The sequence below is a fragment of the Frankia sp. RB5 genome, from assembly GCF_059816245.1.
Genome location: NZ_JCBATA010000002.1, coordinates 86,784 through 101,274 on the forward strand (window position 1 = coordinate 86,784; position 14,491 = coordinate 101,274).

The following is a 14,491-nucleotide window of genomic DNA, read 5'->3' on the forward strand; positions in this document are numbered from 1 at the left end:
CGCACCAGGTCGACTTCGTGGGGTCATGGATGCAGTCGATCGTGTAGCTGCGGCTGGCGCCTCGGATCTTGATGTAGACGTGGCGACGGGACGCCGGCGGGCGGGCGTCCGGGAGACGGCGCGGCGGTGCTCGGGCGCCGGTAGCCTCAGGAGGGTGGGTCGCGCCGCGGCACCCGCACTGATGGAGGGTCCGAGATGAGCACCTCTGCGGAGGCTGTCCGAGACGTTGCGGTTCGCGCCAGGGCGGCTGCGGCCCAGCTCGCCCCGACGAGCCGCGCGGACAAGGACCGCGTCCTGCTCGCGATGGCCGACGCCCTGCTCGACCGGTCGGTGGAGATCCTCGCCGCCAACGCCGAGGACGTCGACGCCGCCCGCGCCGCCGGCACCGCCGGCGCGATGGTCGACCGGCTGACTCTCACCCCGGCCCGCCTGGAGGCGATGGCCGCGGGGCTGCGCCAGGTCGCGACGCTCGAGGATCCGGTCGGCGTGGTGGTGCGCGGCTCGGTGCTGCCCAACGGCATCCGGCTCAGCCAGGTGCGCGTCCCGCTCGGCGTCGTCGGGATCATCTACGAGGCCCGCCCCAACGTCACGGTCGACGCCGCCGGCCTGTGCCTCAAGAGCGGCAACGCGGTGCTGCTGCGCGGCAGCGCCTCGGCCGCCCGCTCCAACGCCGCGCTCGTCGCCGTGCTGCGTGACGCGGCCGCCGCCGGCGGGCTGCCGGCCGACGCGGTACAGCTCGTGCCGGGGCTCGACCACGAGTCGGTCAAGCACCTGATGCGTCTGCGCGGCCTGGTCGACGTGCTCATCCCGCGCGGCGGCGCCGGGCTCATCCGCGCCGTGGTCGAGGAGTCGACGGTCCCGGTGATCGAGACCGGAGTCGGCAACTGCCACGTCTACGTCGACGCGGAGGCCGATCTCGACCAGGCCCTCGCCATCACGGTGAACGCGAAGGCGCAGCGGGTCTCGGTGTGCAACTCGGCGGAGACGCTGCTGGTCCACCGGGACGTGGCCGCCGCCTTCCTGCCGCGGGTGCTGGCGGCGCTGCGCGAGGCGGGCGTGACCGTGCACGGCGACGAGGCGGTGCGCGCCATCGACCCGGCCGCCGTGCCCGCCACCGACGACGACTGGGCCGCCGAGTACCTCTCGCTGGACATGGCCGTGCGCGTCGTGGAGTCCCTCGACGACGCGGTCGCGCACATCCGCCGATGGAGCAGCGGCCACACCGAGGCGATCGTCACCCGGTCGCTGCGCGCCTCCCAGCGGTTCGTCGCGACCTGTGACAGCGCTGCGGTGATGGTGAACGCGTCGACCAGGTTCACCGACGGTGAGCGCTTCGGGATGGGCGCCGAGATCGGCATCTCCACCCAGAAACTGCACGCCCGCGGCCCGATGGGGCTGCCCGAGCTCACCTCCACCACCTGGGTGGGCATCGGTGACGGCCACCTGGTGAGCTGACCGCGCGAAGCGTGCCGGCCGCGTCCGAGGACAGCGCGCGGGACCGTGCCCACAGCCGTGATCCGAGGCGCCAACGGGTGCGTGCGCCCGGTCCAGCCCCGAGACTGGGGAAGGCGGGAGCGGGGCGCCGGCGGCGCCCGGCGGTTCGGAACCCGCCGGTCACCGCAGGAAGGGGATGGGCATGGGCGCGTTGGACGGCGTGAGCACGCAGGGGGTCACCGTCGTGCGGGACGTGCCGGGGCTGAGCCCGGCGCAGGTCGACGAGGTGCTCACCGACGACGCGGTCGCTTTCGTCGCGGGCCTGCACCGCACGTTCGCCGCCCGCCGCGACGAGCTGCTCGCCGCCCGTGCCACCCGGCGCGCCGCGATCGCCGCCGGCGCGAGCCTGGACTTCCTCGCCGAGACGGCGGACGTCCGCGCCGGCGACTGGCAGGTCGCCCCGCCCGCGCCGGGCCTCGTCGACCGTCGCGCGGAGATCACCGGGCCGACCGACGCGAAGATGCTCATCAACGCGCTCAACAGCGGCGCGAAGGTGTTCATGGCCGACCTGGAGGACGCCAACGTCCCGACCTGGGCGAACATGGTCGGCGGGCAGCTCAACCTCACCGCGGCGATCGCCGGCACGCTCACCCATGTCACCCCGGACGGCCGCCGCTACGCGCTGAACGAGACGACCGCGACGCTCGTCGTGCGCCCGCGCGGCTGGCACCTGCCCGAGCGGCACGTCGTCGTCGACGGCGAGCCGATCGTCGCCGCCCTCTTCGACGCCGGCCTGCACCTGTTCCGCAACGCGCGGGCCCTGCTCGCCGCCGGCGTCGGCCCGTACTTCTACCTGCCGAAGATGGAGTCCCACCTCGAGGCCCGGCTGTGGAACGACGTGTTCACCGCCGCCCAGGCCGAGCTCGGCCTGCCGGTGGGCACGGTCCGGGCGACCGTGCTCATCGAGACGCTGCCGGCCGCGTTCGAGATGGCGGAGATCCTCTACGAGCTGAGGGAACACTCGGCGGGGCTCAACGCCGGCCGCTGGGACTACATGTTCTCCACCATCAAGACATTCGCGTCCCGGCCGGCGGAGTTCCTGCTGCCCGACCGCAACAGCGTGACGATGACCGTCCCGTTCCTGCGCGCCTACACCGAGCTGCTGGTGTCGACCTGCCACCGCCACGGTGCCCATGCCATCGGCGGGATGGCGGCGTTCATCCCGTCCCGGCGTGATCCGGAGGTCAACGCGGTGGCGCTGGCGAAGGTCCGCGCCGACAAGGAGCGGGAGTCCGGCGACGGCTTCGACGGCAGCTGGGTGGCCCATCCCGACCTGGTGCCGGTGTGCACCGAGGTGTTCAGCGCGGTGCTGGGGGACGCGCCGAACCAGCTCACGCGGCAGCGGCCCGAGGTCGCGGTGAGCGCCGCCGAGCTGCTCGACGTGCGCGCCACCCCGGGTTCGATCACCGCCGCGGGTCTGCGCGGCAACGTCAGCGTCGGCGTGCGCTACCTGGAGAGCTGGCTGCGCGGGACCGGCGCGGTCGGCATCGACAACCTGATGGAGGACGCGGCCACCGCCGAGATCTCCCGCAGCCAGATCTTCCAGTGGATCGCGGCCGGCGCCACGCTCGAGGACGGCCGGCCGGTCACCGCCGAGCTGGTGCGCGCCACGCTCGCCGAGGTGCTCGACGAGATCCGCGACACCGTCGGCGCGGACGCCTTCGGCGGCGGCCGGTGGAAGGACGCGGCGGCGGTCTTCGAGGAGACGGCCCTCGGGGACACGTTCGCCGAGTTCCTCACCCTGCCGGCCTACGAGCGGATCGACTGACCGTCTCCGCTCGCGCTGTGGGTGCAAAACTGCCCAAACGGTACGCGCATGACGTAGTGCCGCGTCTGGGGCGCGTTGCTGGCACTATGGACGTTGCGATGCTTGACGTGGGGACGGAAGGTAGCCATGCCGCTTCAGGAACACGCGTTCGCTGACGTCGCGGACGTGCGAGAGCGCCTGCGCGCGACCGGGTATCTCGCGGATGAGGCGATCGCCACCACCGTCTTCCTCGCCGACCGGCTACACAAGCCGCTGCTCGTCGAGGGCCCCGCCGGTGTGGGCAAGACCGAGCTCGCGAAGGCGCTGGCGAGCTCGGTGGGCGCCGAGCTGATCCGGCTGCAGTGCTACGAGGGGCTCGACGAAGCCCGCGCGCTCTACGAGTGGAACTACAAGAAGCAGCTGCTGCGCATCCAGGCCGGCGCCGGGTCCGACGCCGATGGCGGCGAGGGCTGGCAGCAGGCCCACGACGACATCTTCAGCGAGGAGTTCCTGCTCTCCCGTCCGCTGCTGACGGCCATCCGCCGCACCGAGCCCACCGTGCTGCTCGTCGACGAGACGGACAAGGCGGACGTCGAGGTGGAGGGCCTGCTGCTGGAGGTGCTCTCGGACTTCCAGGTGACGATCCCCGAGCTCGGCACGATCACCGCCGCGCGCCGCCCGTTCGTCGTCCTGACCTCCAACGCCACCCGCGAGCTGTCCGAGGCGCTCAAGCGGCGCTGCCTCTACCTCAACCTCGACTACCCCAGCGCCGAGCGGGAGAAGGAGATCGTGCTCGCCCGCGTCCCCGACCTGCCGGAGAAGCTGGCGGAGTCGCTGGTGCGCATCGTGCGGGCGCTGCGTGCGATGGAGCTGAAGAAGGCGCCGTCCATCGCCGAGTCGATCGACTGGGCGCACACCGTGCTGGCCCTCGGTTTCGACACCTTCGACGAGGCCGCCGTCGCCTCGACCCTCGGCGTCGTCCTCAAGCATGCGAGCGACCACGCCCGCGCCATCGACCACCTCAAGCTCGCCGCGAACTGACCCCGAGGACGCCGGCATGAACCTGCTGGACCGCACCGTCGACTTCACCGCCGCGCTGCGCCGTGCCGGCGTGCCGGTCAGCAGCGCCGAGACGGTGGACGCCGCCGCCGCGATCGGCGCGCTCGGCTGGGCCGACCGGGACGCCGTGCGGGAGGCGTTCGCGGCGACGATGTGCAAGCGGCCGCTGTACCGTCCTGCCTTCGACACGCTGTTCGACCTGTACTTCCCCCCGCGGATCGGCGACGGGGTCAACGACCCGCGGGCCGGCGACGGTGGGGACGCGGCCGACGGGGCGCCCACCGACAGCGAGGCACCAGCCCGCGATCTCACCCCCGAGGAGCTCGACGCGCTGCGCCAGGCGCTGCGCGCCGACCTGCTCGACGCGCTGCGCGACGGCGATGACGAGACGCTGCGGGCACTGGCCCGCCAGGCCGTCGGATCGTTCGGCGCGGGCCTCGGCAGCGCCGGGAGGTCGTGGTTCCTCTACCGGGTGCTGCGGGCGATGTCCGCCGAGACACTCGTCGCCGACCTGCTGTCCGCGCTGCTCGGCGACGCCGAGCGCGGCGGGCTCGCCGAACGGGTCGCCCGCCAGACGATCGCCGACCGCATCCGGGCGTTCGAGGACATGGTCGCCGGTGAGGTGCGCCGGCGGATGGCGGAGGAACGCGGCATCGACGCGGTCGAGCGCACCGCCGTGAAGCCGCTCGCCGACCAGGTCGAGTTCCTGCGCGCCTCCCAGCGTGACCTCGTCGACCTGCGCCGGCAGGTGTACCCGCTGGCCCGGCGCCTGGCCACCCGGCTCACCGCGCGCCGCCGCCTCGGCCGTGCCGGCCGGCTCGACTTCCGACGCACGGTGCGCGCGTCGCTCGCCACCGGCGGCGTGCCCGTCGAGACGAAGCACCGCCCGCACAAGCCGCACAAGCCCGAGCTCGTCGTGCTGTGCGACGTCTCCGGCTCGGTGTCGTCGTTCGCGCACTTCACCCTGATGCTCACCCACGCCCTGCGCGAGCAGTTCGCGAAGGTCCGCGCGTTCGCGTTCATCGACACCACCGACGAGGTGAGCCGCTTCCTGCGTGGCCTCGACCTCGGCGACATGATGGCGCGCATCTCCAGCGAGGCCGACCTGGTCTGGCTCGACGGGCACAGCGACTACGGCCACGCCATCGAGGTCTTCGCCGAGCGCTACCCGGACGCGGTGGGCCCGCGCACCTCCCTGCTCGTCCTCGGCGACGCCCGCAACAACTACCGGCCGACGTCCGCGCCGGTGTTCCGCCAGCTGTGCGCGCAGGCCCGCCACTCCTACTGGCTCAACCCGGAGCCCCGCGGCTACTGGGGCTCCGGCGACTCGGCCACCGACGTCTACGCCAACCTCGTCGACGAGATGGTCGAATGCCGCAACGTCGAGCAGCTCCAGGACTTCATCGAACGCATCCTCCCCTCCTGACCGCCGTCTGCCCGCCGCGTTCTCACGGGCAGCAGGTGGACGGCCCGCGGTGTGTCGGTCCAAACGGGAACTCCTGGCGGCGTTGGGGCGAGGAGGAGTATTCACGAGGCGGGCTGACGGCGTGGCCCTCGCCGCGGCGGGCGGGCCCGGGGTGTCCTTGGGCTGGGCGGCGGGGGAGAGTGGACGGTGATGCGCGGAACGGTCCGCGCCGGTGGACGGCCGGGTGGCCACCGGAGGTGATGGCGCGGGTGCTGGTGCTTCACGGGCTGCTTGGGCCGCACGGCCCGGTGGTGTGGGCTGAGGACGCATCGCGCTGGCCCTCGGACCAGACCGGCTTGATAGCGGCTGGGCGGCATCCCTTTGCCGCACGGGCGGTGGACCTGCGGCGGGCCGTGCGCGCGGCGCTTGGCGGGGACGTGTATCCCGTCAGCCAGGCGCCGGTGCTGCTTCCCAGCGACGCCGCCGGCCCGCTTCGGTCACCGACCCTCGCGAGCCTGCCCGCCGACACCGACGCCGGTGGCCCACCGCTGTCGGCGATTCCTGCGGTCTCGCCCGCCGATGCCGGTGCTGACATCGATGTCGATGTCGCCGACACCATGCCTGACCAGGGGCCTGACCAGGGCACGGCGCTGGCAGGACGCCCGTCGCAGCGGCGCTGGCGGGTCAGTGTGATCACGCTGGATCTCGCTGATCCGCACCTCGTCGACCGGCCGCTCGCGGATCTGGAGCGGTCGGCCGCCGCGGGAGCCTCCGGCTGGGTGCCGGCGGCGTCGTTCCGGTTCCTGCTGCTGATCCGCGACCTCGCGGTCGATCTGGTGGACCGCGGACGCGTCCTGCCGACGGCACGCACGGGAGAGGGGACCGTCCGCGCCGCATGGGCGCCGGTGCTGACCGGCGCGGACGCGGCACGTTTCGACGCCCTGCGCGACGCGATGCCCCCGGTGGTGCGTGCCCATGCGCCGCTGCCCGCGCGTTCGGCGTCGCGCGCCCATCCGATGGCGCGTGCCGGTCGGATGGCGCGTGCCGATCGGACGTCGGGCTGGGGCGGCGCCACCGCGTCGGCATCGGCTTGCGGCGAGGCCACCGCGCGGGGCGATGTCCTGCGACGGGCGCTGGATGACCTGGTCGACGCCGTCGTCCGCCGTCGGCTCGCGGCGGCGGGCCATCACCTCGTCCCGGAGCCGAGGTCTGGTGCGCTCGTCACCCGTTGGGTGGCCGCGCTCGGCCCATGGCCGGCGGCGTCCGCTTCGGCTGGCGAGGGCCGTGGCGCCGGAGCCGGGGAAGCGGCCGGTGTCGGTACGGGAGAGATGCTCGGTGCCGGTGTGGAGGAGGTGTCCAGGGCGGTCGTCACCGGGCCGGGGCAGGCGGTGCGGGAGCTCGCCGCGCGGGTCGAGGGCTGGCGCGGTGGGGTGCTGCGGGCGTCGACGGCGCGGGTCTGCCTGCGGTTGCACGAGCCCGCCGACGCCGCGGACCCCGCGGCACAGTGGCGGGTGGAGTTCCTGCTGCAGCCGCTCGTCGACCGGAGTCTGCTGGTCGGGGCGGACCGCGTCTGGGATGGGCGGGCCGACCGGCTCGCGGTGTGGGCGGATCATCCCCAGGACACGCTGCTCGCCGGGCTCGGCCGGGCCGCGTCCGTCTGGCCGCTGGTGCGCCGCGCGCTGCTCGAGACCCGCCCGACCGGACTGATTCTGGACGTGAACGAGGCGTACGCCTTCCTGCGCGCGGCCGACGGCCTGGAACGGGCCGGACTCGCCGTGCTGGTGCCGTCATGGTGGCGCCGGCGCGCCCGGGTGTCGCTGGGGCTGGGCGTGCGCTGCGCCCAGCCGGTCGTCCCGAGCGTCCGCGACGCGGCGATGAGCCTCGACCAGCTGGTGGACTTCCGTTGGAGCGTCTCGCTGGGCGGTGAACGGCTCAGCCAGGCGGAGCTCGCCGAACTCGCCGCCGCCAAGATGCCGCTGGTCCGGGTCCGGGGCCGTTGGACTCATGTCGACCCCGACCTGCTGGCCGCCGGTCTGGCGCGGCTACGGGAGCAGGCCGGCGCGCGGATGACAGCCCGCGACGTCCTCGGCCACGCCGGCCTGTTGCCCGCTGCCGACCCTGAGCCGGCGGGACCTGCTGGGGTGGGGCGGCTGGCGGACCCGGACCTGCGCCCAGACGCGGGCATCGGGCCGCCGCCGGATCGTGTGCGGGCCGGCCTCGTCGATCCGGACGCCCTCGCCGATCTGGACATCGAGGTCAGCGCGGACGGCTGGCTCGGCGGTCTACTCGCGGGGCCGGGCGGCGCAGCGGCCGGCGCGGGCGGCATAGGCACTGCTGGGGGAGCGCAGGACGACCAGGTGGAGTTCGTCGACCCGCCGGCGGGGCTGGCGGTCGAGCTGCGGCCCTACCAGCGCCGCGGGCTCGCCTGGCTCGCGTTCCTGGACCGGGTGAGCGTCGGCGCGCTGCTCGCCGACGACATGGGTCTCGGCAAGACGGTGCAGGTGCTGGCCCTGGAGCTGTTCGCCCGGGAGGCGGGCCCACGGGCGCCGACGCTGGTCGTGTGCCCCACATCGGTCGTCGGCCACTGGGAGCGGGAGGCCGCCCGCGCCGCGCCCGGCCTGCGGATCCACGTCCACCACGCGGCCGATCGGGCGGTCGGGGGCGCCTTCGTCGCTGTCGCCGCCCGCCACGACCTCGTCATCACCACCTATTCGGTGGTGCGCCGGGACGCGGCGGCGCTCGCCTCGCTGAGCTGGGACCGGATCGTGCTCGACGAGGCACAGCAGATCAAGAACAGCGGCATCCAGCTGGCCGGGGCCGTGCGCCAGCTGCCCGCCCGCCATCGCGTCGCGCTCACCGGCACCCCGGTGGAGAACCGGCTGGCCGACCTCTGGTCGATCATGCACGTCCTCAACCCGGGCCTGCTCGGCGGCGCGTCGCGGTTCCGGGCCCGCTACGCCGTGCCGATCGAGCGCTACGACGACGCGCAGGCCGCCGCCCGGCTGCGCCGCCGCCTCCGGCCCGTCCTGCTGCGCCGGATCAAGAGCGACCCGGCGGTGCTCGCGGACCTGCCGGAGAAGATGGAGTTCCGTGATCTGTGCGTGCTGACCGCCGAGCAGGCGTCGTTGTACCGGGCGGTGGTCGACGACATGCTCGAACGGCTCGCCGACACCTCCCCGGCCCGGCGCAAGGGCGCCATCCTCGCCGCGATGACCCGGCTCAAGCAGGTCTGCAACCATCCGGCGCACCTGCTGGACGACGGCTCCCCGCTGGCCGGGCGCTCGGGCAAGCTGGCCCGGCTGGAGGAACTGCTGGAACGGATCACGGCCGACGGTGAGCGGGCGCTCTGCTTCACCCAGTACGCCCGTTATGGCGCGATGCTTGCCCCCTACCTCGCGGAGCGGTTCGGCGTTGACGTGCCGTTCCTGCATGGCGGGGTGCCGCGGGCCCGCCGCGACGCGATGGTCGAACGGTTCCAGCGCGGGCACGGCCCGGGGATCTTCCTGCTGTCCCTCAAGGCCGGCGGGACCGGGCTGACCCTCACCGCCGCCAACCACGTGATCCACCTGGACCGCTGGTGGAACCCGGCGGCGCAGGCGCAGGCCACGGACCGGGCCCATCGGATCGGCCAGCGCCGCGGCGTGCAGGTCCGGACGTTGGTGTGCATGGGCACCCTGGAGGAGCGGATCGACCGGATGCTCGCCGACAAGACGGCGCTGGCCCGCAGCATGATCGTGGGCGGGGAGTCGTGGCTGGCCGGCCTGTCGACGAGCCAGCTGCGGGACCTGTGCACGCTGTCCGCGTCCGCCGAGGTGATCGACGGCGGGGCGGCTGAGCCCGGGGCGGCCGTGCGCGGCCTGGCCGAGGGCGGTGCGGGGTGATGGCGGCCTCCGGGCATTCCGACTGGTCCCGGCGCTTCCTGGCGCTGATCGAGGAGCTGGGGATGACCGGCGCGGTGCGTGGCGGCCGCCGGCTGGTGCGGGCCGGCGCGGTGATCAGCGTGCGCCGGTCGGGGAACCTGGTCGTCGCCCTGGTGCGTGACGGCGAGGACGAGGTGCACAAGGCGAGGCTGGCGTTCGGGACGTTCTCCGGCGGGCAGTGGGCGCGCCTGGAGCGGGCGCTGGCCGCACGGGCCGGCTACGCCGCGTCGCTGTTGGCTGGGACGGTGCCGGCGGACATCGACCGGGTCTTCACCGCGCTCGGCCTGTCCCCTCTGCCGACCGGCGCGGACGACCTCGCGATGGACTGCTCCTGCCCCGACTGGCAGCGACCGTGCGCTCATCTCGCGGCCGCCTGCCACGCCCTCGCCGAGCATCTCGACCGCGATCCGTTCGAGGTCCTCGCGCTGCGCGGCCGGGAACGCGACGTCCTCCTCGACGGCCTGCGTACCCACCGCGGCATCCCCGCTCCTGTCCCCGACACCCAGCCCGGCGAGGCCGCGACCGAGGCCGACGGATCGTCGACCGCCGCCCCGGACCCCGGCGTCTTCTGGACCGGCGGCATCCTGCGACCTGTCGACGACCTCGGGTCCTCCGGCGACGGCGGATCCGGCGCTGACGCGGAGTCCGTCGGTGACGCCGGCTCCGGCCGCGTGCCCGCCGACCCCCCCGACGGGCTGCTCGACCAGTGCGGGCCGCTGGTCGTCGACGGGTCGGCGGACCTGCGGGACGTGCTGCGACCGGCGTACGCCGCGTTCACCCGCGTCGCGCGGAACGCGGCGACGGACCCGCCGCCGACCGCTTCGTGAGGGAGGGCGCGGTCAGGCGCCGACGAGGGCGGCGTCGACGATCGTCTGGGCTTCGGCGATGACCTCGTCCAGATGGCCGGGGCCGCGGAAACTCTCCGCGTAGATCTTGTAGACGTCCTCGGTTCCCGACGGGCGGGCGGCGAACCAGGCGTCGTCGGTGACGACCTTCACCCCGCCGATCGCGGCGCCGTTGCCGGGCGCGTGCGACAGGGCCGCGGTCACCGGGGAGCCGGCCAGCGCGGTCGCGCCGAGGCTCGCCGGGGTCAGCGCGGCCAGCACCTTCTTCTGCGCGGGGGTGGCCGGCGCGTCGACGCGGCGATAGGCCGGCGCGCCGTGCCGCTCGGTCAGCTCCTGGTAGAGCGTGGCGGGATCACGGCCGGTGACCGCCGTCATCTCCGCGGCGAGCAGGCAGGCGATGAGGCCGTCCTTGTCCGTCGTCCACACCCCGCCGCCGCGGCGCAGGAACGACGCGCCGGCGCTCTCCTCACCGCCGAATCCGAGCGTGCCGTCGGCGAGCCCCTCGACGAACCACTTGAAGCCCACCGGCACCTCGACGACGCCGCGCCCGAGGCCCGCGCCGACCCGGTCGATCATGCTGGAGCTGACCAGCGTCTTGCCGATCGCCGTCCCGGCGGGCCAGGCGGCCCGGTGGCCGAACAGGTACTCGATCGCCGCGGACAGGAAGTGGTTCGGGTTCAGCAGCCCCGCGCCCGGGGTGACCACGCCGTGCCGGTCGGCGTCGGCGTCGTTGGCGAGCGCGACGTCGAACGAGCCGGCCAGGCGCAGCAGGGAGGCCATCGCGTAGGGGGACGACGGGTCCATCCGGATCTTCCCGTCCCAGTCGGTCGTCATGAAGCCGAAGGTCGGGTCGACGGTGGTGTTCACGACGTCCAGGTCGAGCTTGTACCGCTCGGCGAGGGCCTGCCAGTACACCAGGCTCGCGCCGCCGAGCGGATCGACGCCGATGCGCACCCCGGCGCCGCGGATCGCGTCCAGGTCGATCACGTCGGCCAGGTCGTCGACGTAGGCGCCGAGGAAGTCGTGCACGGTGGCGGCGGCGCGGGCCCGCTCGTGGGGGACCCGGACGACGCCGGTGAGCCCGGCCGTCAGCAGCGCGTTGGCCCGGTCCTGGATGACCTTCGTGACGGCGGTGTCGGCCGGGCCGCCGTGGGTCGGGTTGTACTTGAAGCCACCGTCGGCCGGCGGGTTGTGCGAGGGAGTGACGACGATGCCGTCCGCGAGGCCGCGCCCCCCGCCCGCGGCGGACCCGGCGCGCTCGCGGTTGTGCGCGAGGATCGCGTGCGAGATCACCGGCGTGGGCGTGGCCTCGCCGTCCGGGGCGATGCGCACGGCGACGCCGTTGGCGACGAGCACCTCCAGCGCACTGGCGAGCGCCGGCGCCGACAGCGCGTGCGTGTCGACCCCGATGAACAGCGGGCCGTCGACCCTGGCGGACGCCCGGTAGTCGCAGATCGCCTGGGTGGTCGCGAGGATGTGGTCGGCGTTGAACGAGCCGCGCAGCGCCGAACCCCGGTGGCCCGATGTCCCGAACGCCACCCGTTGCGCCGGATCGGCGGGATCCGGATGGATGTCGTGGTAGGCGGCGAGCAGCGCGTCGACGTCGATGAGGTCCTCGGGTGCGGCGGGCTTACCCGCGCGCGGACTGGTCGGCATGGGCGGCGCCTCCTCGCGGTGGGACGGGGCTGGCCGGCGGCCTTGCCGTCAGCCTAGCCGGATCGCGCTGCGGGGGGTCCGGCCGTCCACAGGCGTGGGGGCCGTCCACAGGGCCTGTCCGGTGGGTTGCTTTGTGGGACATCTCCCGTCCGCCGGGGCGTGGCGGGCGTGTGCAGGTCGAACGGGGTTAGGGTCCGTCCGTGCGACTCGGCGTGATGGGCGGGACCTTCGACCCCGTCCACAACGGGCATCTCGTCGCCGCGAGCGAGGTCGCCTCCCTGTTCGACCTGGACAGGGTCGTGTTCGTGCCGAGCGGGCAGCCCTGGCAGAAGACCCACCGGGTCGTCTCCGCCACCGAGGACCGCTACCTGATGACCTTCCTCGCCACCGCGGAGAACCCGCAGTTCACCGTCAGCCGCCTCGAGATCGACCGGGCGGGCGCCTCCTACACGATCGAGACGCTGCGCACCCTGCGGGACGAGCGGCCGGACGACGAGCTGTTCTTCATCACCGGCGCGGACGCCCTCGCGCAGATCTTCACCTGGCGGGACCACCAGGAGCTGTTCGCGCTCGCTCACTTCGTCGGCGTCAGCCGGCCCGGCTACCACCTCAGCCTCGACGGCGCCCTCCCGCCCGGCACGGTAAGCCTGCTGGAGGTACCCGCGCTGGCGATCTCGTCCTCGGACATCCGCGAGCGGGTCCGGCGCGGCGCGCCGATCTGGTACCTCACCCCGGACGGCGTCGTGCGCTACATCGCCAAGCGAGGCCTCTACCACGCGTCGGAGCGCGACCCGCGGGCCTGATCGGGCCGGGCCCGCGGGTCGGCTCGACGCCCGGCCCGGCGGCGGCGAGGTGCGGCGATGAACCGCTTTTCGGGGCATCGCCGACCTGATGGGTGCCCTGTCCGGGCGCGGATGTGTCACGCTGGACCCAGCCACCCGGAACCCCGGGCGGCGCGCGGGACGGCCAGGCCTGGCCGTCGCGCGGACGTCACCACCCTGGAGACCCCGAGCGTGACCGCTTCCCCCCGAGCCGTCGAACTCGCCCTCGCCGCCGCGCAGGCCGCCGCCGACAAGCTCGGCCATGACCTGCTCGTCCTCGACGTGAGTGAGCGGCTGGCCATCACCGACTGCTTCGTACTCGCCTCCGCGGGAAACGAGCGGCAGGTGAAGGGCATCGTCGACGAGATCGAGGAGAAGCTGCGCCAGCTCGGCGCCAAGCCCGTGCGCCGGGAGGGCGAGCGGGAGGGCCGCTGGGTGCTGCTCGACTTCGTCGACGTCGTCGTCCATGTCCAGCGGGACGAGGAGCGCGGCTTCTACGCCCTGGAGCGGCTGTGGAAGGACTGCCCGGTCATCCCGTTCACGGACGCGGCGGTCGGTGTCGGGGCCGCCTCCGCCGGTTCGCCCGCCGGTGAGGCCGGTCGCGGCGGCCCGGCGACCTCCCAGTGAGGCTGCTGCTCTGGCGGCACGGGCGGACCACCTGGAACGACATCGGGCGTTTCCAGGGGCACGCCGATCCGCCGCTCGACGACACGGGCCGGGCCCAGGTCGCCGCGGTCGCCCCGCTCATCCGCGCCATGAACCCCGACGTGGTCGTCTCCTCCGACCTGCAGCGCTGTCGCGACACCGCCGCCGGCCTCGGCCTGCCGTTCCGGGCCGACGCGCGGCTGCGGGAGGTCGACCTGGGCCGCTGGTCCGGCCTCACCGGCGCCGAGGCCGCCGCCCGGTACCCCGAGGAGGATCGCGCCTGGCGCACCGGTGAGGACATTCCCCGCGGCGGCGGCGAGACGTACCGTGACGTCGCCCGGCGCGCCGGCGAGCTCTTCGACGAGGTCCGTGCCGAGCAGGCGTCGGCGGCCTCCACCCCGGACCCGCTCATCGTGTTCGTGCTGCACGGCGGCACCGCCCGGGCGCTCATCGGCCGCGTGCTCGGCATGCCCCCCCAGCTGTGGTGGCACTTCGGCCCGCTCGCCAACTGCCGGTGGTCGCTGCTGCGCCTCGCCGAGGGCGGCTTCCGGCTCACCGAGCACAACGCGGCTCCGCTGCTGACTGGTAAGGTCGGCAGAGCCGGATCGGGCCTGTCCCAGGCGCTCCTGCCCAGTCAGGGGGCCCCGACGGAGTCCGACACGGAACCTGTACACTTGCCGAAGTAGCCCACCGGGCACCGAGGTTCGGGTCCAGGAGGGCACCACATCGGAGTCCACACGGATCTGATATAAAAGAACAGTACGAGCAGTTGGGGCTGTGGCGCAGTCTGGTAGCGCATCACACTGGCAGTGTGAGGGTCAGGGGTTCGAATCCCCTCAGCTCCACGCTACTCTGGGTTTCTATACCCAGGTATTGCTTGGGTTTTTTCGTAGCGTAAT

General features: G+C 73.8%; 10 protein-coding genes and 1 tRNA gene. 10 read left to right on the forward strand and 1 reads right to left on the reverse strand.

Going from position 1 to position 14,491, the window contains the following annotated elements; translation table 11 throughout:
* Positions 1-195 precede the first annotated feature (195 nt).
* The 6 genes from AC6EXY_RS01425 to AC6EXY_RS01450 all read left to right on the forward strand — a co-directional run bounded on the left by AC6EXY_RS01425 (position 196) and on the right by AC6EXY_RS01450 (position 10,452).
* Positions 196-1,455, forward strand: coding sequence for a glutamate-5-semialdehyde dehydrogenase (locus AC6EXY_RS01425; RefSeq protein ID WP_101835559.1), 1,260 nt, complete (start codon positions 196-198; stop codon positions 1,453-1,455).
* A gap of 181 nt (positions 1,456-1,636) precedes the next feature.
* The gene (gene aceB, locus AC6EXY_RS01430) at positions 1,637-3,262 is read left to right on the forward strand and encodes a malate synthase A (protein ID WP_101835557.1); all 1,626 of its coding nucleotides are present in this window, start codon (positions 1,637-1,639) and stop codon (positions 3,260-3,262) included.
* Positions 3,263-3,388: 126 nt separating this feature from the next.
* Positions 3,389-4,282 (forward strand): AAA family ATPase, encoded by an 894-nt coding sequence (locus AC6EXY_RS01435; RefSeq protein ID WP_101835555.1) that lies wholly within the window; start codon positions 3,389-3,391, stop codon positions 4,280-4,282.
* A 16-nt stretch (positions 4,283-4,298) separates the two neighbouring features.
* Positions 4,299-5,726 carry a vWA domain-containing protein gene (locus AC6EXY_RS01440; protein WP_101835553.1) on the forward strand — a complete coding sequence of 476 codons (1,428 nt, stop codon included), beginning with the start codon at positions 4,299-4,301 and terminating at the stop codon, positions 5,724-5,726.
* Between the two features lie 248 nt (positions 5,727-5,974).
* The gene (locus AC6EXY_RS01445; RefSeq protein ID WP_499842278.1) at positions 5,975-9,586 is read left to right on the forward strand and encodes a DEAD/DEAH box helicase; all 3,612 of its coding nucleotides are present in this window, start codon (positions 5,975-5,977) and stop codon (positions 9,584-9,586) included.
* A complete protein-coding gene (locus tag AC6EXY_RS01450) occupies positions 9,586-10,452 on the forward strand; it encodes an SWIM zinc finger family protein (protein ID WP_499816938.1) in 867 nt (288 codons plus the stop codon). The genes AC6EXY_RS01445 and AC6EXY_RS01450 overlap by 1 nt, the downstream gene beginning before the upstream one ends.
* A gap of 12 nt (positions 10,453-10,464) precedes the next feature.
* On the opposite strand, the gene pgm is transcribed toward AC6EXY_RS01450, so the two are convergent.
* Positions 10,465-12,126 (reverse strand): phosphoglucomutase (alpha-D-glucose-1,6-bisphosphate-dependent), encoded by a 1,662-nt coding sequence (gene pgm / locus AC6EXY_RS01455; protein WP_101829760.1) that lies wholly within the window; start codon positions 12,124-12,126, stop codon positions 10,465-10,467.
* 215 nt (positions 12,127-12,341) lie between these two features.
* Here pgm and nadD point away from each other — a divergent pair, with 215 nt between their 5' ends.
* The 4 genes from nadD to AC6EXY_RS01475 all read left to right on the forward strand — a co-directional run bounded on the left by nadD (position 12,342) and on the right by AC6EXY_RS01475 (position 14,437).
* Positions 12,342-12,929 (forward strand): nicotinate-nucleotide adenylyltransferase, encoded by a 588-nt coding sequence (gene nadD / locus AC6EXY_RS01460; RefSeq protein ID WP_207770106.1) that lies wholly within the window; start codon positions 12,342-12,344, stop codon positions 12,927-12,929.
* A gap of 210 nt (positions 12,930-13,139) precedes the next feature.
* A complete protein-coding gene (rsfS, locus tag AC6EXY_RS01465; protein WP_101829764.1) occupies positions 13,140-13,574 on the forward strand; it encodes a ribosome silencing factor in 435 nt (144 codons plus the stop codon).
* Positions 13,571-14,278 (forward strand): histidine phosphatase family protein, encoded by a 708-nt coding sequence (locus tag AC6EXY_RS01470; protein WP_101829758.1) that lies wholly within the window; start codon positions 13,571-13,573, stop codon positions 14,276-14,278. Before rsfS ends, AC6EXY_RS01470 begins: the two co-directional genes overlap by 4 nt.
* An 85-nt stretch (positions 14,279-14,363) precedes the next feature.
* Positions 14,364-14,437 (forward strand) — tRNA-Ala (locus tag AC6EXY_RS01475).
* The last annotated feature ends 54 nt before the right edge of the window (positions 14,438-14,491 follow it).

What these genes read in the sequence shown, in the direction of transcription:
- AC6EXY_RS01435 (WP_101835555.1), top strand. Translation starts at nt 3,389, where the DNA reads ATGCCGCTTCAGGAACACGCGTTCGCTGACGTCGCGGACGTGCGAGAG.
- pgm (WP_101829760.1), bottom strand. Translation starts at nt 12,126, where the DNA reads ATGCCGACCAGTCCGCGCGCGGGTAAGCCCGCCGCACCCGAGGACCTC.
- AC6EXY_RS01425 (WP_101835559.1), top strand. Translation starts at nt 196, where the DNA reads ATGAGCACCTCTGCGGAGGCTGTCCGAGACGTTGCGGTTCGCGCCAGG.
- nadD (WP_207770106.1), top strand. Translation starts at nt 12,342, where the DNA reads ATGGGCGGGACCTTCGACCCCGTCCACAACGGGCATCTCGTCGCCGCG.
- aceB (WP_101835557.1), top strand. Translation starts at nt 1,637, where the DNA reads ATGGGCGCGTTGGACGGCGTGAGCACGCAGGGGGTCACCGTCGTGCGG.
- AC6EXY_RS01440 (WP_101835553.1), top strand. Translation starts at nt 4,299, where the DNA reads ATGAACCTGCTGGACCGCACCGTCGACTTCACCGCCGCGCTGCGCCGT.
- AC6EXY_RS01450 (WP_499816938.1), top strand. Translation starts at nt 9,586, where the DNA reads ATGGCGGCCTCCGGGCATTCCGACTGGTCCCGGCGCTTCCTGGCGCTG.